Annotated in this window: 25 protein-coding genes and 3 pseudogenes; 19 read left to right on the top strand and 9 right to left on the bottom strand. The window is 52.7% G+C overall.

Annotated elements, in window-relative coordinates; translation table 11 throughout:
• Window positions 1-206 precede the first annotated feature (206 nt).
• The 11 genes from A7E78_RS04715 (at window position 207) to A7E78_RS04670 (ending at window position 8743) form a co-directional block, all read left to right on the top strand.
• Window positions 207-416 carry a hypothetical protein gene (locus tag A7E78_RS04715; RefSeq protein ID WP_072283149.1) on the top strand — a complete coding sequence of 70 codons (210 nt, stop codon included), beginning with the start codon at window positions 207-209 and terminating at the stop codon, window positions 414-416.
• Entirely contained in the window at window positions 403-708 is a 306-nt protein-coding gene (locus A7E78_RS04710; RefSeq protein WP_072283148.1) for a DUF5676 family membrane protein, read from the top strand. The genes A7E78_RS04715 and A7E78_RS04710 overlap by 14 nt, the downstream gene beginning before the upstream one ends.
• Window positions 708-1355: a methyltransferase family protein gene (locus A7E78_RS04705; RefSeq protein WP_072283147.1), complete on the top strand. Its 648-nt coding sequence runs from the start codon at window positions 708-710 to the stop codon at window positions 1353-1355. Before A7E78_RS04710 ends, A7E78_RS04705 begins: the two co-directional genes overlap by 1 nt.
• Window positions 1356-1425: 70 nt before the next feature.
• Window positions 1426-3729 (top strand): heavy metal translocating P-type ATPase, encoded by a 2304-nt coding sequence (locus A7E78_RS04700; RefSeq protein WP_072283146.1) that lies wholly within the window; start codon window positions 1426-1428, stop codon window positions 3727-3729.
• A 16-nt stretch (window positions 3730-3745) separates the two neighbouring features.
• Window positions 3746-4900: an NAD(P)/FAD-dependent oxidoreductase gene (locus A7E78_RS04695; protein ID WP_072283145.1), complete on the top strand. Its 1155-nt coding sequence runs from the start codon at window positions 3746-3748 to the stop codon at window positions 4898-4900.
• Between the two features lie 212 nt (window positions 4901-5112).
• On the top strand, window positions 5113-5439 hold the full coding sequence (locus A7E78_RS04690; protein WP_072283144.1) for a P-II family nitrogen regulator: 327 nt from the start codon (window positions 5113-5115) through the stop codon (window positions 5437-5439).
• A 164-nt stretch (window positions 5440-5603) separates the two neighbouring features.
• The gene (locus A7E78_RS04685) at window positions 5604-6140 is read left to right on the top strand and encodes a hypothetical protein (RefSeq protein ID WP_072283143.1); all 537 of its coding nucleotides are present in this window, start codon (window positions 5604-5606) and stop codon (window positions 6138-6140) included.
• A gap of 86 nt (window positions 6141-6226) precedes the next feature.
• On the top strand, window positions 6227-6379 hold the full coding sequence (locus A7E78_RS14915; RefSeq protein WP_145924848.1) for a DUF2933 domain-containing protein: 153 nt from the start codon (window positions 6227-6229) through the stop codon (window positions 6377-6379).
• 1053 nt (window positions 6380-7432) lie between these two features.
• Entirely contained in the window at window positions 7433-7660 is a 228-nt protein-coding gene (locus A7E78_RS04680; RefSeq protein WP_072283142.1) for a hypothetical protein, read from the top strand.
• Between the two features lie 2 nt (window positions 7661-7662).
• Complete coding sequence (locus tag A7E78_RS04675; protein ID WP_072283141.1) at window positions 7663-8220, top strand: hypothetical protein; 558 nt, start codon at window positions 7663-7665, stop codon at window positions 8218-8220.
• Window positions 8221-8458: 238 nt separating this feature from the next.
• A complete protein-coding gene (locus tag A7E78_RS04670) occupies window positions 8459-8743 on the top strand; it encodes a hypothetical protein (RefSeq protein WP_072283140.1) in 285 nt (94 codons plus the stop codon).
• Between the two features lie 109 nt (window positions 8744-8852).
• Here A7E78_RS04670 and A7E78_RS04665 read toward each other — a convergent pair whose 3' ends face one another.
• Genes A7E78_RS04665 through A7E78_RS04655 form a run of 3 tightly spaced genes read right to left on the bottom strand, consistent with a single transcriptional unit; the run spans window position 8853 to window position 10938 of the window.
• Entirely contained in the window at window positions 8853-9071 is a 219-nt protein-coding gene (locus tag A7E78_RS04665) for a sulfurtransferase TusA family protein (protein WP_072283139.1), read from the bottom strand.
• Between the two features lie 46 nt (window positions 9072-9117).
• On the bottom strand, window positions 9118-10086 hold the full coding sequence (locus A7E78_RS04660) for a 4Fe-4S dicluster domain-containing protein (protein ID WP_072283138.1): 969 nt from the start codon (window positions 10084-10086) through the stop codon (window positions 9118-9120).
• Window positions 10087-10131: 45 nt separating this feature from the next.
• Complete coding sequence (locus A7E78_RS04655; protein WP_072283137.1) at window positions 10132-10938, bottom strand: HesA/MoeB/ThiF family protein; 807 nt, start codon at window positions 10936-10938, stop codon at window positions 10132-10134.
• 512 nt (window positions 10939-11450) lie between these two features.
• On the opposite strand from A7E78_RS04655, the gene A7E78_RS04650 reads away from it, so the two are divergent.
• The 5 genes and pseudogenes from A7E78_RS04650 (at window position 11451) to A7E78_RS15725 (ending at window position 16214) form a co-directional block, all read left to right on the top strand.
• Window positions 11451-12599, top strand: a complete 1149-nt coding sequence (locus tag A7E78_RS04650; RefSeq protein ID WP_072283136.1) for a cysteine desulfurase family protein — start codon at window positions 11451-11453, stop codon at window positions 12597-12599.
• An 82-nt stretch (window positions 12600-12681) separates the two neighbouring features.
• Window positions 12682-12969 carry a group II intron maturase-specific domain-containing protein gene (locus tag A7E78_RS15730; RefSeq protein WP_083552694.1) on the top strand — a complete coding sequence of 96 codons (288 nt, stop codon included), beginning with the start codon at window positions 12682-12684 and terminating at the stop codon, window positions 12967-12969.
• 173 nt (window positions 12970-13142) lie between these two features.
• Window positions 13143-14324: a cysteine desulfurase family protein gene (locus A7E78_RS04640; protein ID WP_072283134.1), complete on the top strand. Its 1182-nt coding sequence runs from the start codon at window positions 13143-13145 to the stop codon at window positions 14322-14324.
• Window positions 14325-14503: 179 nt separating this feature from the next.
• Window positions 14504-15625, top strand: a complete 1122-nt coding sequence (mnmA, locus tag A7E78_RS04635) for a tRNA 2-thiouridine(34) synthase MnmA (protein ID WP_335743844.1) — start codon at window positions 14504-14506, stop codon at window positions 15623-15625.
• 128 nt (window positions 15626-15753) lie between these two features.
• Window positions 15754-16214 (top strand): annotated as a pseudogene (locus A7E78_RS15725) (RrF2 family transcriptional regulator).
• Window positions 16215-16399: 185 nt separating this feature from the next.
• Here the strand turns inward: A7E78_RS15725 and A7E78_RS04625 are convergent.
• Entirely contained in the window at window positions 16400-16789 is a 390-nt protein-coding gene (locus A7E78_RS04625) for a hypothetical protein (RefSeq protein ID WP_145924847.1), read from the bottom strand.
• Between the two features lie 101 nt (window positions 16790-16890).
• Between A7E78_RS04625 and A7E78_RS04620 the strand changes: the two are divergent.
• Window positions 16891-17944 (top strand): annotated as a pseudogene (locus A7E78_RS04620) (IS30 family transposase).
• 302 nt (window positions 17945-18246) lie between these two features.
• Here A7E78_RS04620 and A7E78_RS04615 read toward each other — a convergent pair.
• On the bottom strand, window positions 18247-19062 hold the full coding sequence (locus A7E78_RS04615; protein ID WP_072283132.1) for a ZIP family metal transporter: 816 nt from the start codon (window positions 19060-19062) through the stop codon (window positions 18247-18249).
• Window positions 19063-19400: 338 nt separating this feature from the next.
• Here A7E78_RS04615 and A7E78_RS04610 point away from each other — a divergent pair, with 338 nt between their 5' ends.
• Together A7E78_RS04610 and A7E78_RS04605 are read left to right on the top strand one after the other, a co-directional pair.
• Window positions 19401-19910, top strand: coding sequence for a hypothetical protein (locus A7E78_RS04610; protein WP_145924846.1), 510 nt, complete (start codon window positions 19401-19403; stop codon window positions 19908-19910).
• Window positions 19911-20520: 610 nt separating this feature from the next.
• Window positions 20521-21561 (top strand): GSU2403 family nucleotidyltransferase fold protein, encoded by a 1041-nt coding sequence (locus A7E78_RS04605; RefSeq protein ID WP_072283130.1) that lies wholly within the window; start codon window positions 20521-20523, stop codon window positions 21559-21561.
• Between the two features lie 142 nt (window positions 21562-21703).
• Here A7E78_RS04605 and A7E78_RS04600 read toward each other — a convergent pair whose 3' ends face one another.
• From A7E78_RS04600 to A7E78_RS04585, 4 genes and pseudogenes are all read right to left on the bottom strand, one after another.
• Window positions 21704-22156: a hypothetical protein gene (locus A7E78_RS04600; RefSeq protein ID WP_072283129.1), complete on the bottom strand. Its 453-nt coding sequence runs from the start codon at window positions 22154-22156 to the stop codon at window positions 21704-21706.
• A 110-nt stretch (window positions 22157-22266) separates the two neighbouring features.
• Entirely contained in the window at window positions 22267-22776 is a 510-nt protein-coding gene (locus A7E78_RS04595; RefSeq protein WP_072283128.1) for a hypothetical protein, read from the bottom strand.
• 154 nt (window positions 22777-22930) lie between these two features.
• Entirely contained in the window at window positions 22931-23260 is a 330-nt protein-coding gene (locus tag A7E78_RS04590) for a P-II family nitrogen regulator (protein ID WP_072283127.1), read from the bottom strand.
• Window positions 23261-23274: 14 nt separating this feature from the next.
• Window positions 23275-26375 (bottom strand): annotated as a pseudogene (locus A7E78_RS04585) (efflux RND transporter permease subunit).
• Between the last annotated feature and the right edge of the window lie 4 nt (window positions 26376-26379).

Raw genomic sequence — 26379 nt, 5'->3', positions numbered from 1 at the left:
TCCATGGGCCGCTGGCGACGGCGGCCAATTTTTCAGGTTTGATAAAATGGAGATTGGATACGGGGGACATTAACAATAAGTTTTATATGACTGGGAGCAGGTAAGGGATAAAAGGCTGGAGCAGGTATTCTTCGTGACGTTAACAAACTTAAAGCTAAAGCAAAACAGGCTTTCTAGTTAAAAAAACGGCCGAAAGGAGAACAGGAATGAAACATCACTTTTGGATGATCATTGGCTGTGTGGTGCCGCTTATTCTGATCTTTCTGTTGCCGCTCTTCGGAGTTGGCAGTGGTCCGGTGCTGTTCATCTTCCTCATCATCTGCTTCGGAATGCACCTGATCATGATGACCAAAGGGGGGCACAAGCACGACGGAAACGAAGACAACGACCAGGGAGGAAGCCATGGGGACCATTAACATTCGCAAGTTTGGTTTGGCCTGGGGTGCGACCTTTGCCCTGTTGTATCTGGGCTGTGCGTTCGTGATGCTGACGGCTGGAGAAGAAAATACCATCCTGTTTTTCAACAGCCTGCTGCACGGCTTGGACGTCCGGCCAATCATCCGAATGGACATCCCCTTGTGGGAGGTTCTGGTGGGGATCGTGGAAATCTTTATTATCGGCTGGTTGACCGGTGCCACTATCGCCGGCATCTACAATTTTGGGGCTGCCCCCCCAAAAACACTAAATCGGGATAAGGAGGTGCAGTGATGCACGGAACCGAGTTGGGTGGATATGCATACGGCATGTGGCCGGTTGTTGTTTTCAATATTCTGCTTTTCCTGTTTTTCACGGTCAGTTTCATCAAGCCGAAGAAAAAGATCGAGTGGCGTTCGATGGGCGCTTTTCTAGGCTTTCTCGTGGCCCTGTTTACCGAAATGTACGGTTTTCCCTTGACGATCTATTTTCTTTCAACCTGGCTTGGGGACGCCTATCCGGTCCTCGACCCATTCTCCCATCCCAGTGGCCACCTGGTACTGGTATTCCTTGGCTTGGCCCATTCCGGCGCGGCCATGATGATCCTGCATTTGATCAGCAACGGCATCATTTTCTTTGGTGGCTATCTGATATTCAAAGGCTGGATGCTGATTCACGGCGCTAAAGAAGGGCAACTGGTCACCGAGGGGCTCTATGCGCATATACGACACCCTCAGTACAGCGGGCTGTTTCTAATCACCATCGGTTTTCTTATCCAATGGCCCTCATTTACTACCCTGATCATGTGGCCGATTCTGATGTTTACCTATTATCGGCTGGCCATGCGGGAGGAGAAGGGGCTGGAGGAAGAATTCGGCGATGAATTCTTTCGCTACCGGGAACGAGTCCCGGCATTTATTCCAAAACTAGGCGGCAAGTAAACTAAGCAGTTTCGAAAAAAGGTTATAGACGGTGTCGACTGCTTCAGTGGATAGACACATGGAGGCTACCATGAAAGATCCCGTTTGCGGTATGGACGTCTCTCCAGAAAAATCGGCTGGAAAAACGGAGCACCAGGGACAGACCTATTACTTCTGTTCTGTGCGTTGCCTGGAAAAGTTCCAGCAAGATCCGGAAGTGTACCTGGCCAAGATCCGCGAAAAAGGTAAAAAGCCAACTCCTGGCCAAGACCAGCGCGAGTATACCTGTCCGATGCATCCAGAGGTGGTGCAAATCGGACCGGGCAGTTGCCCCAAATGCGGCATGGATCTCGAACCCAAGGTGGTAAGTCTGGAAGAAGAGGGGGAAAGTTCTGAATTGAGGGGCTGGACCTTGCGTTTCTGGGTAGGGGCGGTGATTTCCCTGCCGGTGCTTATGTTGGCTATGGGAGAATTGATTCCAGGGCTTGGAGAGTGGATTGAAGGGCTGGCTGCCCCCCGCACCAGGAACTGGATTCAACTGGTGTTGAGCACCCCCGTGGTTCTATGGGCCGGCTGGCCGATCTTCGTGCGTGCCTGGCAGTCTCTGGTCAACCGCAGTCTAAACATGTTCACCCTCATTGGCCTCGGTGTCGGGGTGGCTTATCTTTATAGCGTCGTGGCTACGCTGTGGCCGGAATTTTTCCCGGCCTCCTTCCGAGGTTCCGAAGGGGAGGTCGCGGTGTACTTCGAGGCCGCCGCCGTGATCACTACCCTAGTGCTGCTCGGTCAGGTCATGGAGGCGCGCGCCCGCAGCCAGACCGGGAAGGCAATCCGGGCGTTGCTGGGTCTGGCAGCAAAGACCGCCCGGCGCATTGCCGCGGACGGAAGCGAGGCAGACGTTCCCCTAGAAGATGTTATGGTTGGTGACCGTTTGCGGGTGCGGCCCGGCGAGAAAGTACCGGTTGATGGAGTGGTCCTTGAGGGGACCAGTAGTATCGACGAGTCCATGATCACAGGTGAACCCCTGCCTGTAGCCAAGCAGGCCAGTGACCCGGTTACCGGCGCCACGGTGAACCAGACCGGTTCGCTCATCATGCAGGCCGAACGGGTCGGTGCCGATACCCTGTTGAGTCAGATCGTACAGATGGTGGCCGAAGCGCAGCGCAGTCGAGCGCCCATCCAGAAGCTGGCCGACCTGGTGGCCGGTTACTTCGTGCCTGCGGTGGTGGCCATCGCCTTGGCTACTTTTGTTGTCTGGGCCATGATCGGGCCTGAGCCGCGCATGGCCCACGCCCTGATCAACGCCGTGGCGGTGCTCATCATCGCCTGTCCCTGTGCGTTGGGACTAGCCACACCCATGTCCATCATGGTAGCCACCGGCAAAGGGGCGACCCTGGGGGTGTTGTTCAAGAACGCCGAGGCGGTCGAACATCTCCGCAAGGTGAACACTCTGGTGGTGGACAAGACCGGTACCCTCACCGAGGGCAAACCCAAACTGGTTGCGGTGGAGGCAGCAGGTCTTGACGAGGCCGAGCTATTGCGCCTGGCCGGAAGCTTGGAACGGGGTAGTGAACATCCCCTGGCTGCGGCCATCGTTCAGGGCGCTGAAGATCGCGGCATATCCCTCGCCACTACGGAACATTTCGAATCCCTCACCGGAAAAGGGGTTGTCGGCAAGATTGACGGCGCCGAGGTGGTGCTTGGCACCCAGAAGCTTCTACATGAACAAAAAATTGACCCAGGGGCGCTGCTGGATCGGGCCGAAACTTTGCGCCAGGAAGGGCAAACCGCCATGTTCGTGGCGGTGAACGGCAAAGCTGCCGGCCTGCTTGGTGTGGCCGATCCAATCAAGGAAACCACTCCTGAGGCCATTCGCCAACTTCATCAGAGCGGGATTCGCATCGTCATGCTTACCGGCGATAACCTGACTACCGCTCAAGCGGTGGCCGGCAGGCTGAACATCGACGAGGTGCGCGCCGAAGTGCTGCCTCAAGACAAGGCGGTCAAGATCAAGGAACTGCAGGAGCAGGGTCACTTCGTTGCCATGGCCGGCGACGGTATCAACGATGCGCCGGCTCTAGCCCAGGCCCATGTCGGTATCGCCATGGGTACCGGTACCGACGTGGCAATGGAGAGTGCCGGCGTAACCCTGGTCAAGGGGGATCTGCGCGGCATTGTACGGGCCCGGTCCCTAAGTCAGGCAACGATGAGAAACATTCGTCAGAACCTGTTTTTCGCCTTTGTCTACAACGCTTTGGGTGTGCCCATCGCCGCCGGGGTCCTTTACCCTGTATTCGGTTTACTACTTAGCCCCATCATTGCGGCCGCAGCCATGAGTTTCAGCTCGGTATCGGTTGTCAGCAACGCCTTGCGGTTACGAAGGGTCAACCTCTAGTCGTGGGAGGGAAGTTATGACGCCGACTATTGAAATTGTCGGTGCAGGTCCTGCTGGGTTGGCGGCCGCTTTGACGACCGTCAGAGGAGGCAGTCGAGCGGTCGTTTTCGAACGGCAGGCTGAGGTCGGGCATCGTTTTCACGGTGACTTTCAGGGGATCGAAAACTGGACTACGGAAGGAGATGTGCTGGAAGAATTGGAATCTATGGGAGTTACTCCCACCTTCGAGTACACCCCGTTTCATGAGAGTGTATTTTATGATCCTCAAGGCCGCGAGCATGTGTGTCGTTCCGCCGAACCACTCTTTTATTTGGTACGGCGCGGCCCCGATCCTGGCACGCTGGATCAGGGGCTCAAAGATCAGGCTCTTGCCTCCGGGGTGGAGTTCCGCTTCGGTGAGGCAAAAAATCATCTTCCCCGGGGCGGAATTGTCGTCCACGGTCCGCAGCGCGTGGATGCCATTGCCGCCGGGTATGTTTTCGAGACTGATTGTGCTGACGGCGCTTTTTCCGCTGTTTCTGACCGTTTGGCACCGAATGGGTACTCGTATCTGCTGGTTTGCCGCGGTAAAGGCACCATCGCCTCCTGTCTCTTTAACGATTTTCATAACGAACGGACCTACGTGGAGCGGACCGTTGAATTTTTCTGGGATAAAACCGGCATTAGCATGAAAAATTCCCGCCGATTTGGCGGTTACGGAAATCTCTTTGCACCTGTTAGTGCCCGCAAAGGAAGACTCCTCTATGCTGGCGAGGCTGCAGGTTTTCAGGACGCGCTGTTCGGTTTCGGCATGCGTTATGCCCTTTTGTCGGGTCACTTTGCCGCCCTGGCGCTACTAGAGGGCAGTCCCGAGGAGTATGACTCTCTCTGGCGGAAACGTTTAGGTAACTTGATGAAGCTGGCAATAGTCAACAGGGCTATCTATGAACGCCTTGGTGACTCGGGCTATGCCCGGCTGGTGGGTTCGATCGGTAGGGCAGACGATGCCCGCGACTGGATGAAAAAATACTACGGTCATGGTCGGCTGAAAAGACTGTTGTATCCGCTCGTGAGACGCCAATTCTCCAGTCGGGCGGACCCTCTTGATGGCTGCATAGAAGGTTGCGATTGCACCCTGTGTCGCTGCAAGCTTGCCGGTGGTTGCCATCTGCAGGAAAGAGGCAAACCGTGACAGAAGGTTTTATTCACATTGATCAAGCCCCTTTTGGGGCAGGTCTTCCAGGTATTCGGCCTGCTGCTTAGCCTCAATAGCGTGGCAGAGGCCATTAACTTCGGATAGGCATCGGTAGACGTCATTTTCTAAGGCTGCGGTGGGTGAATGGTGAATAACCGTGGTATCAGGTTGCGACACACTGCAGACAGCACGCATTCGGAGGTAGCGGTATGGAATTGAAAAAAGTGGTGGCTCTTGTCCGGGGTTCGGTACTGGAAGAAGTGGAAGAACGGCTCCGGCAGTTGGGCGTCAAAGGAATCAGCGTGTCCCACATCAAGGGGTATGGCGAATACACCAATCTGTTTAAGGCTGATCGGATGACCGCCCATGCCAAAATAGAAATCTTTTCCGAACAATCGGCTGTCGATGAAATTGTGACTGCCATAATTGAAACGGCTCATTGTGGAATTGCCGGGGACGGAATCGTGGCGGTTCAACCGGTGGATAAGGTTTATCGGATTCGCACCAAGGCTTTGATCAAGCCCCAGGAATGGTGAAGTGCACTCTTATTGAAGATACACTCGCAGGCATAGCTGCCGAGACCATGGATTTCAATTAAGTTCTGGGGATTGGCAATGGTTCGATGCGAAGGAATAAACATGTTGTCTGGAAAGGGGGCATTTTGCCCCGATAATATCACCCTTTTCACGGAGGCATGACCATGAGAAAAATGATCAGGATTACTCCTCTATTGCTAGCTCTTGCGATCGCTTTTCCCGTATGGGCCGTCGAGGAGCATCACCCCGATACCGCCGGCGAAGCGGCTGTCCAGACGGAAATGAACCAGGTGGATTCTTCCATCGAGAAGATGCAGGAAACACGTCAGAAAATGGAAGCAGCCAAAAGTTCCTCAGAACGACAAAAAATGATGCACCAGCATATGCAGCATATGAAAGAGGGCATGAAGATGATGGACATGATGGCTGGTCAAGGCATGATGATGGAGGGCCGACCCGGCATGATGGCTGGAAAAGATATGAAAGACATGCCGATGGCTGATCGCATGGCCATGATGGAAAAGAAGATGTCCATGATGGAACAGATGATGGGGCAGGGCGGCATGATGTCAAGTCAGGGCATGATGATGCAGCGATGCATGATGGGCAACCGTCTGCAGATGATGGAAAAAAGAATGCAAATGATGCAGGAGATGATGAAAGGCATGATGACGCAACAGGAAATGATGGAAAAGAAATAGCACAGTAGGAAAAAGCCACGGCGGCGGGCGGCATATCTTCCGCTGCCGTGGCTTCAAGTCGGTTGATAAAACCGAGGAGGTGGACGATGGAATGGTTGGCAAATAACTGGTTCTTGGTAGTAGTGCTCTTGGTGTTCCTTGCCATGCATCTGTCTGGACGCGGTTGCTGCGGCGGCCACCGTAATCGCCAGCAGTCGAACAAAGATGAAAACGGGAAAGAGAACTCGTCGGACTCCTAACCCTGAATATGGTTATGTAGGACATCGCTGTTTTTGCCACTGGCCTGGGTACAACATCCCATCAGTGCTTCCCAAAGGCAGTTGTGTGCACTACTGCTGTGTAGAAAAAGACGGTGTTTTCTCTAATTTAAAAAACCTTTCTGTGCTTTTTGAATAAAACAGTAGATTGCTGGGGTATTGGTGTTGACAAAACAACGGTACGCTGATATGTTTCTGTAAAAATAACTTGAGTGAACAGTGCGGGAATATGCTCGGGAAGAAAGTGCCTCGCGCATCCGAATTATTTTCTCTTTTGCCAAAGCATGAATATGATGACTCGTTTGACTACAATACTTCTATTGCTGATCCTGATAGCCCCTGTTGGGGCACTGGGGGCAGTGTCGCATCGATGCGGGATGGATGATTCTGCTCAACAGAAGTATTGCAAACATAATAAGTTGAATGGCCAATTGGCCTCTAATGCTTCCGGGACGCAAACCAAGCAATGCTCTCTTAGCTCGGTGCCCATTGAATTACCGCCTGCAACTACCGATTATAAACCGCTGATTGATGTCCCTCAGTTAGCGGACGGCCCATCTTCTTTCGATGTCTCCCTTCGATCCCCTGAGAATTTGAGCAAAACCTATTCTGCTTCACTTCGCCACTCTGCCAGGAGTGGACCACCCCTTTTCATTCGCCTCTGCTCCCTTCTGAATTGAGATTCCTCCCTCCGCGCTGAGTCGTGCGACCGGCCAAGTAGGTCTGTCGGCAACTGTTCGTGCTGAACCGCCCATTTCAGTTACCCAGCCACAGTGGATAACCACGACTGTCTGAGGGCCTGGAAAATTTGAGGCAAGTCAACTTCATAGGCGCGAATACTCATCAGCCACAAAAGATCCTGTTTTAAAACATCAGTATCGCTGGTCCCTTGTCCTTCAAGATGGTCAACAACTTCACCCTGTTAGGCGTAGCGAAAGGACTAGCGAAAACGAGAAAAAGGTACAGATGTGACCTGAGAATTTAGTCTCCGCCTGACATCTGGTGCCTGACAACAATCAAAAAACGGAGGAATTCATGAAATTCAGCAATACACACTGGGCTTTAGCCCTTATTTTGACCGGAGCCGTCTTTGCCACCCCGGCATTGGCTGGAGCAGGAAAAGGTTACGGAACACGACTCCTTTCCAAATCTGAAAACAAGCAGGTCGCTGCGACGGAGGACGTGAGATGCTCGATGGGGGATCATCATGCCCATGGAAAAGACGCATCTGACCATAAACACACTCACGCAAAAGGGAGATAATTATGAGAAACTTGAAACGCGGAAAGACCTCTTGGGCTCTGGGCCTGGCTCTGGGTGGACTCTTAGTTTCCACGCCTGTTCTGGCCATGGATAACCATCACATCGGAGGTGGCCAACCAATGCAGGGTGGCATGCCCGAAATGGCTACCAGCTCAATAATGATTGGTGAGCAAGCGAGAAACGGCGTTTCCGCTATGATCCATCTACTGCCCATCGAATCCCAAGGCGACTCGGGGGCGACGCATCACCTGATGGTGAAGTTTACCGATATTTCCTCTCAGAAAAGCATTGTCGACGGCAACGTGACAGTGAAGGTTATTAGTCCCGAAGTGGAGAAGGGTAAATCGGATAAACAGCCCCGTATTACCCAGTATGTTGTGCAGGAGCCGTTGGATATCCCAGAAGGGGAGGAAGGTACACCTCACAACGAAATGGAATTGAGTGACCATTTCGGTACCGATGTAACGCTTGATCAGGCCGGTGCGTGGCATTTCGCAATCAGTGCCAGATTGCAAGACGGCCAGGTACGTCAATATGACGCCCATTACCTAAGTAAATAACTTGCAGGCGGGGGCCACTTCTTCAGCGGCTCCCGCCAATTAACTCCTTGCCTTTAAGGCCGCTGGAAACGGCGGCCTTATTATCATTTTTTGTCATCTGTAAAGATACGATGCCCTTCGAATAAGCTAGAATTTAAAAGTATCCGATGGTCTCGAAATCTTCTTCAGGATTCGCAACTAAAGACCATGAATCATCGGAAGTCACAGAAATATCTTTTTAGAAAGAAAGGATTACATCATGAAGAGTTGGAAACTACTCGGGCTGGTAACGGTGACATTCTTTCTGGTTGCAGTTGGTGGCATGCTGATGGCTTCTTCCATTTCCGCTACCTCCGCGTCGGCTCAAGGGAAACAAGAGCAGGTTGGCAGGTACCAGATTTCGGCGTGGGCTTCCTATGCCGGCGCAAAGGTGCACCACAGCGGCTATTATATTCTCGATACGGTAACCGGGAAGGTCGTCGATAGTGGACATGAAATCCACGGTATCGGCAGTGGTCCGGAAGGGAAGAAGGAAGAAGGGTGACGACTAGCTTTTGGGGTGAAAAACCGAAAGCCAGCAAGAGTACGCATCATACAGGGGAGGGTAGAGGCGCTTTCGTTGCGATGAAGAGCGAACTCTGCGGTAAGGCCTGTCAGGCGACTTCGACCTTGAGTATGTAATAGCCGTCAGCCTTTTTCAGATCCAACAATTTGTGCCCCTCGTCTTTGAGGCTGCGTGAAACGCTCTGTACAGGCTCACCGTCATCGAGATAGAATTCAATAATCTCGCCCGTATCCGTCATTTCGATAGCCAGCTTGGCCTTGACAAAATTGGTCGGGCAACTGACGCCACGCAAATCCACGGTTTGCATACGCACCTCTCTGTGGCTCTGTAATCCAAGTACGATTGGTTGCTGATTATCGATCGTCAGTTCCAATGGCTTCGCCACGGAGTTGACGATCGATAACGGCCGGTGGTGCGGTCCCAAGTTTAATTTGATTGGGGAACTTGATCCGCAGCCGTTCGATAAGGGATTCTATACCCTTTTGCAGCAGGACTTCGCCCAGCCTTATCCGGCCCATGCCTGCCGCCTGCCCCTGATACCAGACCATAATCTCTCGGACGATATCAATCACTTGGTCTGCCGATAAAAAGGTGGCGACCAGAGTGCCTACCATGGGCCGCCGTCCCCATTTGCCACCAGCGTAGACCGAATAACCTTTCTGCAGAGTCTGCCAGGCTTCAGACGGACAGAGCTTAACGCAATCACCGCAATAAAGACAGTTTTCAGCCAGAAATACCGGCCGCTGATCCTCGTCTGGAACGATGGCTCCTTCCCTGCAGGCGCTGATGCAAAGACCGCAGACAAGGCACTTGTTCTTGTCCCAGCCAGGTTGTACCGCACCCACGAAGCCGACGTCGTTGATGGCCGCTTTAGGGCAATCATGGGGGCAACCGGAAAAGCCGACCTTAAATTTATGATGGCCGGTCATGGTGCCAAACAATTCCTTGTCGACCTCGAGGGCTGCCTGCTGAGTATCCATGAGGCCGTTGGGATTGTACTCGCAGCCGCCGCAGGCCACCGGCACCCTCAGTCGCGGACCGCAGGAGGCGACCTCTTGCCCCGCCTCGGCCAGCTCCGCTACGACCGAATCGAAATCCTTGAAGTGAATGTTTATCAGTTCGATTGATTGCCTGACCGAAAGGTGGACAAATTCCCCGCCGTACTTCTCTGCAACTTTCGCGATCTTTTGCAACCTTTCCACCGGTAGCCGACCGCCAGGCATACGCAGGCGTACAGTAAACAGATCCTTACCTCGCTCCTTGATGAAGCCGCCGGCTTTAAGGTTTTTCAGATCGACTTTTACTTCCGGTTTTTTCGTCATTCAAAACTCCCGTAAAGTGACAATGCATTGCCCTTCAGGATTTCGTTATTCCAGATCACAGGTATTCATGGCCTCCGGCTCATCTTTTAGGTCGGTGATACTCGGGTTGTCGCCGCAGACAGGGCATGACTGATTCCTGACGACCGGCAAAAACTGAAAATCCATTCCTTCCGCATCGTATATCAACAGTCTATCGGTCAAGAGATCTCCCACGTCGAGGAGGTATTTGATCGCCTCAGTGGCCTGAATGGAGCCGATGACTCCGGGTAATACCCCAATTACCCCCGCCTGAGAACAGGTAGGGATGGCGTTGGCCGGGGGAGGTTTGGGAAAAGCACATCTGAAACAAGGGGATTGGTGGGGGAGAACGGTAAGGGCCTGACCGATGAAATGGAGGATTCCGGCATGTGAGTAGGGGGTGTCACTCATGACGCAAGCATCGTTAATCAGGAACTTTGATGCGAAGTTATCGGTGCCATCAATCACGAAATCATAGTTACGAATGATCTCTAGAATGTTTTCCGCCCCGATCCAGTCCTGATGGGTGACGACCTTGACATCCGGATTGATGGACTCCATTTTCTGTCGCGCGGATTCGACCTTGGCGATGCCTAGATCAGTGGAATGATGGATGATCTGGCGTTGAAGGTTGGACAGTTCCACCACGTCTGAATCGGCAATGCCAATCACGCCCACCCCGGCCGCTGCCAGGTAAAGAGCAGCGGGAGAACCAAGGGCTCCGGCGCCAATAATGAGAACCTTGCCGTCGAGAAGGCGTTTCTGGCCCTTACCGCCGACCTCTTTAAGGATAATGTGGCGTGAGTAACGCTCGATCTGTTCCTCGGAAAACATGTCGCCATTCCTCCCGTTCAACAGCTTTAGCCTAAAAACTACCTAAAACTACTTTATTCCTTATTTGAAATATTGCGGGAAGCCCAGCAAATAAGTCAAGAAAAAAACCGAAAGAAACACGCAAGGTTAGTGGTAAAATATACAACAAGGTGTTTTATTGTTGATAAATTGTCCTTCTTATGGTTAATGAAAGGTGTCAGGAGTATGGGGAAATGAAAGGAAAGAACTCAAAGTTGCCATTTCGGTTCAGACACCGGCCTGGTTGCTCCCCTGTTGAGTTTCGACTGGAAGGCGGACTGACGCAGAGACGCAGGGAAAAACTTGAAAGGTTTGTGATTAGGAACTGGAATTTAACTTCAAAATATTACTGACAAGTCAACAATCACAAGCCACCTAATCAGGATATTTCAGACTACTTGGCGTCTCTCCGGTTATATGATCTTTTGGGTTTTTTCGAATCCTTGTTAGCCATTAGGAGGGACGAAGATTCCAGGATAAAAAGAGGCCGATCAATGCGCCAAATCTATCTGGATCATAATGCCACAACAGCCATCCATCCGCTGGTAGTCGAAGCGATGCAGCCATATCTGCACACCTCTTTTGGGAATCCTTCTAGCGTTCACTGGGCGGGGCGAAGCGTAAGAAACGTCGTTGAAGAGGCTAGGAAGCAGGTTGCAAGGCTGGTGAATTGCGAGCCCGAGGAAGTAGTATTCACTTCCTGCGCAACCGAATCGAATAACACCGCCATCAAGGGGGTGGCGGTATCCAAAAGAATGAAGGGCAAGCGTATCATCACCACAGCGGTAGAACATCCGTCGGTATTGATGCCCTGTTATTATCTGGAACACTTTGGATTCGCCGTAGATTGCTTCCATGTGGACGGAGCAGGAAGGCTCGATCTGAATGCCCTCGCAGGTACTCTTACCGAGGAAACAATTCTTCTTTCGGTCATGTACGCCAACAACGAAACGGGTACTATCTTTCCGGTGCAGCAGATCGGTGAACTGGCTGCGCGTCGAGGGGTCTGTTTTCATTGCGATGCAGCCCAGGCCGTCGGCAAAATTCCGGTCGATTTCAAGGCCTGCAACATCGACCTGATGTCGTTCTCAGGACACAAATTCTACGCTCCCAAGGGAGTCGGTGCCCTGATTGTGCGGCAGGGGGTCAAGCTTCCCCCCTTGCTTCATGGCGGATCACAGGAGCGGAACCGCCGGGCGGGAACAGAAAATGTGGCAGGTATCGTTGGCTTGGGCAAAGCTTGCGAGATAGCCGCCGATACCCAAGCTGTCGAAGCGGCTCGTTTACAAAAGCTTCGCGACCGATTGGAGCAGGGCATTCTGGCGAAGATTCCCGATGTCAGGCCAAATGGCGATCTGGATCACCGCCTGCCCAATACCACCAACCTGTCTTTCCTATATGTCGATTCGGATGCGCTTCTGTCGTGTTTGGACCAGGCCGGGATCGCTGTCTCATCCGTTTCTGCCTGCAGTTCCGGGACATTGAAAACATCTCGGGTTCTAGAGGCCATGGGTGTTGCCGAAGGTACACCGATGGGGACCCTCAGGTTTTCCCTTGGCCGTGCCAATAACGAGGCAGACGTGATTTATGTTCTTGAGGTGTTGCCTGAGGTTGTTAAACGCCTGCGCCAGACGCTACATTAACATTCGAAGTGGACCTATCAGGTGGGCAGGTCAGACGAACCTGAAGCCGGGGGAAGAGGGGGCCACCTCTAAACACCGGTAAATCAGTCGCAGAGGGAGAGGGAGAAACCTTAAAATAGTCATCGAAGAGGTCACGCCGATACTGCGTGGCTGGTCAAACTACTTCAAGTTGTCTGAAGTCAAGAAACCGTTCGAGGCACTCGATAGCTGGTTTCGACGAAACTGCGTTTGCCTCCTGTGGCGGCAGTGGAAACGACCCATTTCGAGGGCCAAGAAGCTGATTCAACGCGGATTTTCAGAGGAAAGGGTATATGGCGGCCCTAAATCAGTGAGCCCCCGGGTGGAACTCAGGAGCCTCGCACATGAATGAAGCCTTTGCTACGTCCTACTTCAGGAAATTTGGGCTCATATCGCTACTAAACCGGTTTCACCGTTTTCAGCAGCCAACGTGAGCCGCCGTATATGGAACCGTACGTACGGTGGTGTGGGAGGACGGCGGGAGTAATCCCGCCTCCTACCCGATTAACCACCGGAACAACAACTATGCAGAAAAAAAAACGTATTTATTTTGACCATGGTGCATCGACGCCGGTGCATCCAGAGGTGCTTAAGGCGATGCTGCCTCACCTGATGGAGAATTACGGCAACTCCTCTTCGACGCATGAGTACGGCCGCTTGGCCTACCGCGCCCTGGAAAGATCAAGAGAGACCATTGCCAGTCTGCTACATGCCCAACCGGAAGAAATCATTTTTACCGGCTGTGGTTCGGAGAGTGACAACCTAGCCGTGCGTGGTGTGATGTGGGCCGCACGGGCGAATGGCGGCGGTAACCACTTGATCGTTTCGGCAATTGAACACAGTGCCGTAATGACTACGGCCGAACAGTTACGCGATCTGCATGACTTCGACCTCACCATCTTGCCTGTCGACCAACACGGCCTTATCGACCCGACCCAGTTGGAGGCGGCCATCCGGCCCGACACGGTTCTCATTAGCATCATGACTGCCAACAACGAAGTGGGCACCATGGAGCCTATCGAGGAAATCGGTCGCATTGCCCGCGCCCGCAACGTCTTGTTCCATAGTGATGCCGTCCAGGCTATCGCCGTGCGCCGCTGGGACATGGCCGAAATGTCCATCGACCTGATGAGCATCGCCCCGCATAAGTTTTATGGCACCAAGGGGATAGGTCTGTTGTATGCGAAAAAAGGGGTTGAGTTGATTGCCGGATTGACCGGCGGCGGACAGGAAAACGGCCGTCGCGCCGGCACCTCCAACGTCCCTTTCGCCGTGGGGGCGGCCAAAGCGCTGGACCTGGCCATGGCCGAACTGGATGAGCGCAACGCTCACTGCCTGCCCTTGCGTAACCAACTCATCGAGGGTCTCCTGGCGGCCTTTCCCGGTGAGTGCGTGCTTACCGGACACCCAACGAAACGTCTGCCCCACAACGCCAGCTTCGCCTTCCGCCACCTTAACATCAACGATTTGCTGATGCATCTGGATATGGCTGGCATTGCTGCCGGTAGTGGGTCCGCCTGCATGAGCGGCGATTCGAAACCGTCCCCTACACTGGAAGCACTTGGACTGGACAGTGCATGGACAAAAGGAGGCCTGCGCCTGACCGTCGGCATGCAGAACACGACGGACGATGTGGCCAGTTTTTTGGAAGCCATCGTCACAGTGGTGGCCAGACTGCGCCGGTTGGCCGGTTTCATCGCCGAGTAGCGGCCGTTTTTTGCCAATCGATGAACACCCCTCCATCGTCCAACGAAGCCGTGCAAGCCGGGGCAACGCAGGTAAGGTCTGCCGGAATCAACAGGATAAACCGGACGGGCACCTGCCCCCATGGGAATACGGGAAATACCGTTGGATTTTATGCGGATTGTCAGTGAAAGGCAGAGGATATGATGGAGTCAGAGGTGATTATCTCCAATCAAGTGGTAAAAAATCGCGTCGTCGTTGCCATGAGCGGCGGGGTGGACAGCTCAGTAGCCGCCGCGCTACTCGTTGAACAGGGTTACGAAGTCGTGGGCATGATGATGCGTCTATGGAGCGAACCGGGGGGCGGCAACGGTGCACCCGTCGCCAACCGCTGCTGCACCCCGGATCAGGTGGCCGACGCCCGCCGCGTGGCAGACCGGCTTAACATCCCCTTTTACCTCTTGGACGCAAAGGAATATTTCCGCAGGACCATCGTTCGGTTTTTCCTTGACGAGCACGCCCGGGGACGGACGCCTAACCCGTGCATCGAATGCAACCGGCACATTCGCTTCACCTACCTGCTCCAGCAGGCGCTGGCGCTGGATGCCGGTTTTCTGGCTACCGGCCATTATGCCCGCATCCGCCGCACCGAAGCAGGCCGGCAACTGCTCCAAGGGGTGGACGAGAGCAAGGATCAATCGTACGTCCTGCACATGTTGACACAGGAGAAGCTGGCCCATGTTCTTTTTCCGGTTGGCGAATACACCAAGACTGAAGTCCGGGAACTGGCCCGCAAGTTTGGCCTGCCTGTGGCCGGCAAACATGACAGCCAGGATTTATGTTTCTTGTCTGACGGCGATCACCGCCGCTTTTTACGGGAATACGGTGCGGCCCTCAAGCCCGGACCGATTATGGATGGGAACGGCCGAGTTCTGGGTCAACACGACGGTCTTTCCTTCTACACCATCGGCCAGCGCAAAGGGTTGGGTATTGTCTCCCCGGAACCATTTTACGTTCTGCGGAAAGATACCCGGCAAAACACCCTAATCGTGGGCCCGCGAGATGCGCTGGGCCGGTGGGAACTTACTGCGCAGGAGGTTAACTGGCTGGCTGGTGCGCCGCCAGCCGGCCCCCTTGAGGTGCAGGCCAAAATCCGGTATAAGGCAAAAGGGGTTGAGGCGATGGTGACGGATGTGGGAAACGGTCGCGTTCACCTCCGGTTTCAGAAGCCGGTGTTTGGGATTACCGCTGGTCAGGGCGTGGTCTTTTATGCCGGTGACATTTGCCTGGGAGGCGGCATCATCACGGAGGAAGGAACCGCTTGATCCCAACAGCCTCCGGCATTAATCTGGAATAGTTGCCAGCGGGATGCGGGATCAGTAAAAAACTGGATGGGAAAAATGTTGACAAATCAAGAAATGATATTCTACCAAAAACATAGAGAATATAGACAATGATTTCCAACAAAACCAAATATGGCTTGCAGGCCCTTTTGAGCCTAGCTAGGGATTTTGGCCGAGGGCCGTTCTTGATCGCTGACCTGGCAGAAAGGTAGCGGATTCCCAAGAAATTTCTGGAAATGATTCTCCTGTAATTTAAAAATGGCGGAATTCTTGGAAGTCGTAAGGGCAGAGGGGGGGGTACTTTTGGCCAAGGATCCGGCGGAGATCATCATGGGAAGCGCCGTTCGAGAGCTAGAAGGTCCCTTGGCGCCTGTTCCTTGCGTCAGTGAAACCGCTTGTCAGAAGTGCGAAGAATGCCTCGATGAAACTTAGTTGGGGAATTCGCTTGGTTATGAAAGACGTCCGTGACGCAATTGTCGACAGTCTCGATCACACCAGCCTTAAAGCAGGGCTGGAGGGGTCCAATGAAACCGCCCGGAATACGAAAAAAATAATCGTTTACATCATCTGAATTTTTTTGACCGGCGGATTCAACTGGCAAGTGCATCGGATGACTTGCCGAAGAATTCTTCATTTGGCGTTCGATAAAGACCCTTACATTAGGGATTAAAGAAGGCTCTAATACAAAAGCCCCCACTAGCCCATTTTATGGGTGGCGGGGGCTTTTGTGTTGAAGACTTTAAGGAACGACCTAACCTAAAAGACTTCCATAAAGGCTCCAGGAGCCGTTACAAACACTATCATTTGCTGGATGTAGGCTCCGTCAACATCGCTAGCATTCATCACCCCTCGTGTTGGCATACATCTTCCGGAAACCGGGTTGGGCTCGGGCAAAAGAGATGGGTGTTTTGCCCCTTCACGGACAAAGACGATAGCAGCTCCAGGGCCCGTGAAGGGCTCCTTCGTGACAGCAATAGTCCCGCTTGGCAACTCTTCGACGCGATAAAGACCTGATGGTAACATTTCTTCAATCGGGATCTTTGCGTCATATAACAGGTCAATCATTTCTTCACGGACAGGATTGCTTATGGGCGCTCTCCTGTAGTAATGTATTGAATTTATTATATATCCCAACAATGTGAACAATTCAAGGAGATCCTTCCGGAAATATCTCCGGGGCAAAATGGATTTATTGATAGCCGCGCTCAAAATTGAAGTGCAACACTTAGAAGAGTTAAAGTGTTGCGATGGAAAAATCATATGAGCACCTGGATTGCACAGAACGCGCCCTGATTCAAGTGGAGCTGGAACATGGAGCTTCCCTGCGATCAATCGCCCGCAGCTTGAATCGTTCGGTCAGCACCGTAAGTCGGGAGTTGCGCCGAAATGGTTGGGAGCCCCCGTCTTGTCGAACCGGGCGGCTATCGTGCCGTGCTTGCAGAAAAGCGCGCCAGGCACATGGCTCATCAGCCGAGAAAGCCCAAGCGGATGGTTCCCGGCGAGGCGCTCTGGGGTGAAGTCGTCTCGCTTTTACAAGCGGGGAACTCTCCAGAACAGGTTTCTGCTACACTCAAGCGTATGCACCCAGAAAAATCACAGTTCCGGATCAGCCATGAGACAATCTACACAGCGATCTACGCAATACCACGCGGCGAGCTGCGCAAGGAGATGATTGCCTTGTTGCGGCAATCACGCAAGAAACGCCGACCGCGGACGCGTGGTGAGGATCGTCGAGGCAGCATCCCGAACATGGTCAGCATCCATGAGCGTCCTTCAGAAGTGGAAGAACGGCTGGTTCCCGGCCACTGGGAGGGCGACCTCATCAAAGGGGCGCGCAATGCCTCGGCTGTGGGTACGTTGGTGGAGCGGACCAGTCTGTTTGTCACGCTGGCCAAAGTCGACAATGCCAGCGCCGCAGCGGCTGAAAAGGGGTTCGGTTTTGTTCTCAACCGGGTTGATGCCCAACGGCGCTTAAGCATGACCTACGACCAAGGCAAGGAAATGGCCTGTCACGAAACGTTGTCGGAGAAGACCGGCATCAAGGTCTATTTTGCTGATCCCCATAGCCCTTGGCAAAGAGGCCTCAACGAGAACACCAATGGGCTGTTGCGGCAGTATCTACCTAAGGGAACGGACCTGTCCGTGTTTTCCCAAAAGGAACTTGATCAGATCGCCTTGAAGCTCAACGCCAGGCCAAGGAAAAGCCTTGGCTGGAAGTGCCCTGCAGAAATCTTCTTGCCGGATTTCGATTTCCGCGAATACTATGGGCGAATCTTAAACCCTGTTGCACTTCGAACTTGAAACCGCCCAGGTTAAAATACCTATGCGCCAGAAGGCCCCTGAGATTGCCAAATCTAAAATCATATTTTTCGGTCTCGAATCTCCTCTGCACCAGAGCCGCCACGAAAAAACAGACCGCTACAAATGTGGCAAAGCCGTCTTGTTCTTAGTCTGAGAACGATTTTTTGCTGATCACTGATTACTTTTCTGCGTTTGGCACAATCCCGTAGCTTTATTAGCAAAGCCCTCGATCCGACGATCGAGGGCTTTGCGTATCTGATAAAAGGAGGTTTCTGATCCACTTTTGTTCTTGCCGTCTAAAATCATCCCAATGCAACGTCGAGCATCATCATGACCGAAAAGCCCGCCATAGTCGCCATGGTGACAGTATCGATATTTGCATAAATACGTTGAGACTCTGGTATCAATTCTTCTGCGACCACAAATATCATTGCCCCCGCAGCAAAACACAAGGCATACGGGAGGATTGGTCGCATCATTAGAACAAAAAGAGCACCCACAACGCCCGCAATGGGTTCAACCATTCCAGAAGCTTGGCCAAACAGGAAACTCTTTCCCTGACTCATTCCTTCTCTTCTAAGAGGCATGGAAACAGCCGTCCCTTCAGGAAAGTTTTGTAATCCTATTCCGATGGCTAAGGCGATCGCACCACCAATCGTAGCGGATGGCAGGCCGGAAGCAACAGCACCAAACGCAACTCCGATTGCCAAACCTTCAGGGATATTGTGCAAGGTTATAGCAAGCACCAGCAGTGTGCTGCGTTGCCATGAGGTTTTGATTCCCTCACTTTGGTCCATTTTTAGACCGGGGTGCAGGTGCGGTAAAATCTTATCTGTCACACGCATAAATACACCGCCACCCATAAAACCTATTACAGCAGTAAGCCAAGGTGTTTGCCCCATCTGCTCAGCCATCTCAATCCCGGGATTAAGCAGTGACCAAAAGCTAGCGGCAATCATCACACCGGCTGCAAACCCGAGCATAGAATCCAAGACCTTTTTGCTGATTGTTTTTTTGAAAAATACTAACGCTGCACCTGCAGCAGTAACCCCCCAAGTAAAAAGTGTGGCGACCAAAGCCTGAACGACTGGGTTTAGCTCCATAAAAAAGTCAAACATTTCCCCTCCCATTACGTTTTCAATTGAAAGATTTATGAAGTTAGAGACGAGATCCTTTTAGGTTTAAATATAGCCGGGACACCCCATAACTCCATCCAATTATATATAAAGCACGGCAATAAAGATCAGAACCAACGGATAAAATCGGAGCCTATACGATATAATTTTTCCGTAACTAGGATTTTATTTAGCGAAAGAGGGAGCGTATGTCCAAAAAAACGGTCATTCTGATATTTGTTTTGGGGGCTTCCGTAGCGTTATGGGTTTCAGGAACCTCAGCACAGTGGCGAGGCCATGGTATGGGACAAGGCAGTCGATGGAGTGGAGGTATGTGCCGAATGATGGATGTCACTGTGGAACCCGTTGATCCGGCATCACTACCGGAACCAAGTTCTCATGGAGCCAAAATTCTCCAGGGGAAGTGCACGCAATGCCACGGTTTGGTATCCCCGAAACGGCATGGCAAAGAAGATTGGCGGCATATTGTGGACAGGATGGACCGCCGGATGCGGATGATGGGACGCCACGGCATGGGTATGCGCGGGGCAGCCATCAAGAGCCTTGACCTAGAGGAGAAATCTATTTTACTTGCCTATCTTCAAAAATACGCTCTGAAAGCTCTACGAGGGCCAGATGTGCCCTTAGCCGAAAGCCCCGGGGCCAAGAAGTTCTCCTCTGTTTGCTCCCAGTGTCATGTGCTGCCTGATCCTGCATCGCACTTGACAGAGGAATGGCCGGCGGTGGTTGAACGCATGGCTCAATACATGTTCAACATGGGGTTTGGTGAATTGAATGCAGCGGATAAAAAGGCCATCGTGTCCTATTTGCAAAGCCAAACCAGCAATTAATCTTTTGCCAAGGTAAATAAACATGGAGGAAATATAAACTCCTCAATGATACAGAATAACTCTTTGCTTCTCTTTTTTTCGGGCCTGATGAATCCCTGAATGGATTTATATTAAAAAAAATGCCCACACCTTTTTGGTAAGCCTCTTACATAGGGTGTTGATAGTTTTTTTTAATCCTCCTGCTCAGAAATCTATGAGAAGGAGGATTTTTTACTTTATTACAATTAGTTAGGGCCTGCTCAACAAGAAATTCCTCATTTGGTTTTTTGATGTCCATTAAATCAATATCTCCCGGAGATATCTCCGGGAGATATTGGAGGAAATAGAATCCTTCTGAGGTTTCATCGGCCGTAATCGTCAGACTATCGTCCGATTCTTCTTTGGATTCTGGAGGCGCCCCACAAGCGCCAGAGAGTTTGAGGAATTCGAGGATACGAGGCTGGCGTGACAAAGTTGCTTTTGCGCATGAGATTTCGAGCGGAAGCTACACCACAAAAAACATCATGAGGTGTAACCATATGTTGACTTGAGGATCTTGCATTGTTACACTACAAGTGTGGTTTCGTGGTGTAACTGTGTGTAAACAGCCTGAAGAGAAAGGAGTTGCCCTGTGGATACTGGCGCTTTCAAAATGCTCCCTTTACAAGTCAGAACAACGTATGCCGAAGCCTTAGATCGTCTTACCGAACTTCATATGAGCAATCATGCGGCCGCATTGGGCGCCTTCAGTCTTTTGGTTCGAAAAATCAAAGGGAAAGAATATCTATATGCCAAAGGAAGAATAGCAGACGGATCGCTAAGCCAAGTTTATCTAGGGCCATTTGATGATCACGCTAGAAAAGTTATGGAAAGGTTTAGTCAGCAAAAAGTGGAAAGCAACAACGACCGTGACGCGATCAAAAGTCTTGGCAAAATGCTGCGTGCAGCAGGACTTCCTTCTTTAGATCCAATAGAATCACGGGTCTTATCAGCCCTTTCTGCGGAGGGTGTATTTCGTGTCGACGGGGTTTTGGTTGGAACAATTGCTTATCGCTGTATTGTGGGAAGCCTTGGTTTTCAAGTACGCTCTGCAATGGCTTTAACGGCAGATGTTGATATCGCAGGAGTAACTATCCCGATCGCGATCACGCCGGAAGTTGTTTTTCCCGAATCCGCTTTGGATCGACTAGAAATGGGCTTTTCTCCGATGTATGAGGCGGAAGCAAAACTTTTTGGTTCGAGGTTTGAGGCAAAAAAAACAGACTTTAAGGTGGAGTTCCTTACGCCTTTGGTTGGAAAGGAGTCAGAGGGCGCAGTTGGTATAAGGCAATTCAACGTGCCTGCAATCCCTCTGCGGTTTTTAAGTTACCTGATAGAGAAAACCGTCTCAGCAATAGCCTTGGGCCGACAACCTATTCTGGTTCGCGTCCCCTCGCCAGAGCGTTATGCCGTTCATAAGTTGATCGTCTCTCAAGAGAGAAAAAACCAGCCCCTAAAGGTTCAAAAGGATTTAGAGCAGTCCTATGATCTGCAAAGAATTCTCAATATCATCGATCCGGAAGAGCTAGAAGAAGCATTCGACATTGCCAGACGACAAGGTCCCGGTTGGCGCAAAAGAGTTGACGCTGGGCAAGGGGCAATGATCCGGTTATTTGGCGATCCGAAAAAATAAAGCCAAACCTAAACCTAAGTAAATGGCCTCCTGATCGACAGGAGGCCATTTCATTTTCAACAGATTAACGTACCCCCTTGCCTTTTTGGTGCGGGCATTTTTAATCATGGGGCAATTTAAGATAAATATAGAAAAGTAATTCCTAAGATTTTTCGCAACTTAGCTCTGGTTTCGCCGAAGCGGGCGCATGGTATTGGAGACGAATCCTTGCCCCTGCGGGAGGAACCATGGCCAGCCGATGGCGGAATGGCAAGTAAAGAACCCCTTTGCGGTTGGAGTGCAGTCCTTGAATACTGATGGTTTCCTGCGCAAGAGGCGTCCCGTCTGGAGCGCATACCGCCAGATCGACATGGCCGGGTAGTTTAACCCTATGCATTCGTTTGACCTGGCCTGAAACTACAAACTCCTCACCGTCCTGGTAGGCTCTGGCTTTGCTCACCTTTACCGAAGACGAGGGAGCAACTACAACCGAATACGCCGGTGAATAATCCAGGGAGATCCTTTCCTCAGCCACAGATTTGGTGCGGTTAGTTACACAGCCGGAAAGGGTCAGCCCCATGCTTGTGATCAATACAATTAGTTTTACTGCTTTCATGTTTTACCTCCTTTTTAAGACGGCCTCTATGCCGCGCTCATCGGTGCTGACGCGCACCGCCTGCTTGATGCAGCCAACGCATTTTTCGTACTATCTATTTCGGGAATCGATTAGGGGGGAATTGCTGCCAAAATTTCATTGATTGTCCCCCTATTTCTGAAAGGAAGGCTACCGGCAGCAGCTTTCAAAAGCAACGTATCGCGGCGCTCTTTTATTTCACGAATTTCCCCTCTGATCTTCAACCTTCTGGACACCCGTCGAGTTCGATGTAAACGAGTAAGAGCCTGGTTGTATTGGGCCACCAAATTTTCGGCTGTTTTTTTCAATTCTTTAGCCATCTCGTTCTGCTTCTTTTTCCTTTCGACCATCTCGACGAGGAGAACCTCGGTTGCCTCGGTTGAGGTGGGGGGAGAGACTACGATACTGAGCCCTCCTAGGCCTTCTCTTTCATTAACGGAAGTCGCGTGGCACCCTGGTGGGATTAACGCAGGATTATCAGTGAAAAAAGGTACCCCTTCGACCGTCACACAGGAATAAACCTGGGCGTTGGCCTCTGGCATGTCTCCGAAGGGGGAGATGAACAGGGAGATGAAAAAAAACGTCAGATGTTTTTTGGTCATTGTTCCCTTCACAAATTATTGGAATGGGTTTGGCCACCAGCCCAAGAAAAAATTCCCAGTTTTGAGAAAGTGTGATACTCCCTTCCCGGAGCTGCCGGGGAGGGAGTATCCGTGTCAAGTGGAATTGGGCTCTCGCAATTTCCTAACGAGCCGGTCAGACGGCCCCTTCGCCACGCTCACCGGTGCTGATGCGCACGGCTTGGGCGATATCTCCGACATAAATCTTTCCGTCGCCTTTGAGGCCGGTGCGAGCGGCTTTTTCGATGGTCGCAATCACCTCGTCAACCAAGTCATCTTGGCAGATAATTTCCACCTTGACGCCGGGGCGGCAGTCGATCTGCTCCCCTCTATTTGCGCCGCTCCAGCCGACACCGAAGCCGCAGCTTTCGATGATGCTCATGCCAGTCAATCCTTCGATCTTCCGCAGGGCATGGCTGACCTCGTCCAGTTTGTGTTTTTTGATGTAGGCTTTGATCTCTTTCATTGAGTTTTCCTTTCTCAGGCCTCTTTTTCCACCTTGACGGCGAACCATTTATAAAGGGCGGGAATGACAAGCAGGGTCAGGATAGTCGAGGTCACCAGGCCGCCGACCACCACGGTGGCCAGAGGGCGCTGCACCTCGCTGCCGGTGCCGCTGGAGAAAAGCAGGGGGATGAGCCCCAGGGCGGTGGTGAGGGCCGTCATCAACACCGGCCGCAGGCGCAAGCAAGCCCCCGGATTGATGCTTCATCGATTGACAACCCGTCGCGCAACAGTTGGTTGAGATAGGTGACCAGCACCATGCCGTTCTCCAGGGCGATGCCAAACAGGGCGATGAAACCAACCGAGGAGGGGACCGAGAGGTTCTGTCCGGTGAGCCATAGAGCCACTACCCCGCCCACCAGTGCTAGTGGAATGTTGAGCAGAATCAGGAAGGTGTTTTTGAGCGAGTTAAAGTTCATGAATAGTAAAAACAGAATAATCAGCAGAGTTACCGGCACCACCAACGCCAAGCGCTTGTTGGCCTGCTGCTGTAGTTCGAACTGCCCGCCCCAGTTGATCAGATAGCCTGGTGGCATCTGCACCTTCTCGGCGAGGACCTGCTGCCCTTCGGCGACAAAGGAACCGATATCACGGCCGCGCACGTTGGTCTGCACAGTGATAAAGCGCTGGTTGTTCTCGCGCGTGATCTGGCGCGGGCCGACGATCTCCTCAATGGAGGCGAGCTGATCGAGAGGTACCTTGGCGCCGTCGGGCGCAGCGATCAGGATATGCCTGATTGCTGCGTTGTCGTCGCGGGCGTTCTTCGCGAAACGGACAAAGATGTCGAAGCGGCGGATTCCCTCAAAGATTTGTCCGGCTGTTTCTCCACCGACGGCAGTGCGGATAACGTTCTGCACATCTTCCACGTTGATGCCGTAGCGGGCGATGGCCTTGCGATCGATACGGATGCGTAGCTGCGGTGTGCCAGTTACCTGATCCTTCTGCACATCGGCGGCCCCGGGAATCTCCCGAATAACCGCCTCAATCTCAGCGGCCTTCTCTTTGAGAATCTCCATGTCGGAACCGAAGATTTTGATCGCCAGTTCCGCCTTTGTTCCGGTGAGTAGTTCGTCCACCGCCGCGGCGATTGGCTGGGTGACGTTGAACTGGGCCCCGGGAAAGTCCTCAAAAGCCTCGCTGATCAAGGCGTAGAGCTCATCAGAAGTTTCCGCAGAAGTCCACTGATCCTGAGGTTTGAGACCTACAAAGGCCTCCGCGCTGTTGACCGGGTCGGCGTGTGCTCCGACCTCTCCGCGCCCGACGCGGCTCACGACCCGGGTCACCTCGGGGAAACGGGCCATAAGACGTTTCTCGAAGCGCAGCATAGTCTCTTTCGATTCCTCCAAGGAGATCGACGGCGCCATGGTGGCACGGATCAACAGATCCCCCTCATTGAGGCGCGGCACGAACTCCGAGCCGAGTCGGGGAAAGATAAACACCCCGACCACCAACATCGCGATCGACAGTCCCAGCGCCAGGGAGCGGCGGCGCACGAAAAGACTCACCGCCGGACGATAGGGCTTTAGGAGCCAGCGCACGATCCACGCCTCCTTGGTCCCTTCGCCTTCGGCTACCTTCTTCGGTCGGCGCATGAGCAGTTGCGAGGCGACCGGCGCCAGCAATAGCGCGTAGAGGAGAGAACCGAGCATGGCCAGCGATACGGTGTAGGCCAGCGGTTTAAAGGTTTTTCCCTCCACCCCCTGCAGAGTGAACAGTGGCAGAAAAACGATTATGATGATGGCGATGGCGAAGAGAATCGGCCTTCCCACCTCGGCGCAGGCTCGGGCCACAACCGCCATGCGAGAGTCGTCAGGATCGGCCTCGCGCAGCATGCGGTCAACGTTCTCCACCATGACGATGGTGGCATCGACCATCATTCCGATGGCGATGGCCAGCCCTCCTAGGGACATGAGATTGGCACTTATGCCGAAGACCTTCATCATGATGAAAGCGAAGAAGATGGAGAAAGGGATGGAGAGGGAGACAACCACACTGGGGCGCAATCCCCCCATAAAGAAGAGCAGCACAGCGGCGACCAAGACAATCCCGAAGATAAGGGCGTCAGTGACGGTATTGACGCATTTGGCGACCAGGGTGGCCTGATCGTAATAGGGAATGACCTTAACCCCCGGAGGCAGAATGTTGTTTATTTCGGTCATCTTCGCCTTGACATCAGCGATGACCTTGGAGGTGTTGGTACCGATCAGCTTTAGCACCATGCCGACCACCGCCTCGCCGGCGCCATTCATGGTGGCTAAGCCCCGGCGAATCTCGCCGCCAATGGAGACCGTAGCTACTTGGTCTAGATAGACTGGCGTGCCATCCTGAACCTTGAGTACGATGCGCTCCAGATCACCAATTTTCTCGGCCAGGCCGACGGAACGCACAATGTATTCCTCTGCGTTTTTGACTAAGAACTGGGCGCCAACATTGCCGTTGTTGGCCTCAACTTTTTCCACTACCTCGCCGATCTCTAGGTCGTAGCGCAGCAGGTCGGCAGGCCGCACCTGCACCTGAAACTGTTTGACCTCGCCACCCAGCGAGAGTACCTCTGTCACACCGGTGACGGTCTGCAGGTTGAACTTGATCAGCCAGTCCTGGATCTCGCGCATCTCTTCCGGAGTGCGGTTGCCCGTTTCATCCTCCAGAACATAAAAAAGGATCTGCCCTAAGCCAGTGGTGATTGGCCCCATTTCCGGCTCTCCGAACCCTTCGGGGATCTGCTCGCGGGCCATCTGCAGTCGTTCACCTACCACCTGGCGGGCAAAGTAGATATCAGTGCCGTCTTCGAAGTAAATATTGATGACCGACAGGCCGAAGTTGGAGATGGAGCGAATCTGTTTGAGGTTGGGCAGGCCGTTCATGGCCGTCTCCACCGGATAGGTGACGTACTTCTCAACCTCCTCGGGGGCAAGCCCCGTGGTTTCGGTGAATACCTGGACCAGGGCCGGGGTGACGTCGGGGAAGGCGTCGACCGGCAGCCGTTTATAGCTGAACCAGCCAGCCGCTAGTACCACCACGCCGAGCACGCACATCAGCAGTCGGCTATGTAGAACAAAACGGATCATTTTTTCCATGAAG

Origin of the sequence: Syntrophotalea acetylenivorans, assembly GCF_001887775.1 — a bacterium.
Taxonomy (GTDB): Bacteria; Desulfobacterota; Desulfuromonadia; order Desulfuromonadales; family Syntrophotaleaceae; genus Syntrophotalea_A; species Syntrophotalea_A acetylenivorans.
Note: the sequence above shows the minus strand (reverse complement) of the source record. Positions and strands in the feature narration are given on the sequence as shown.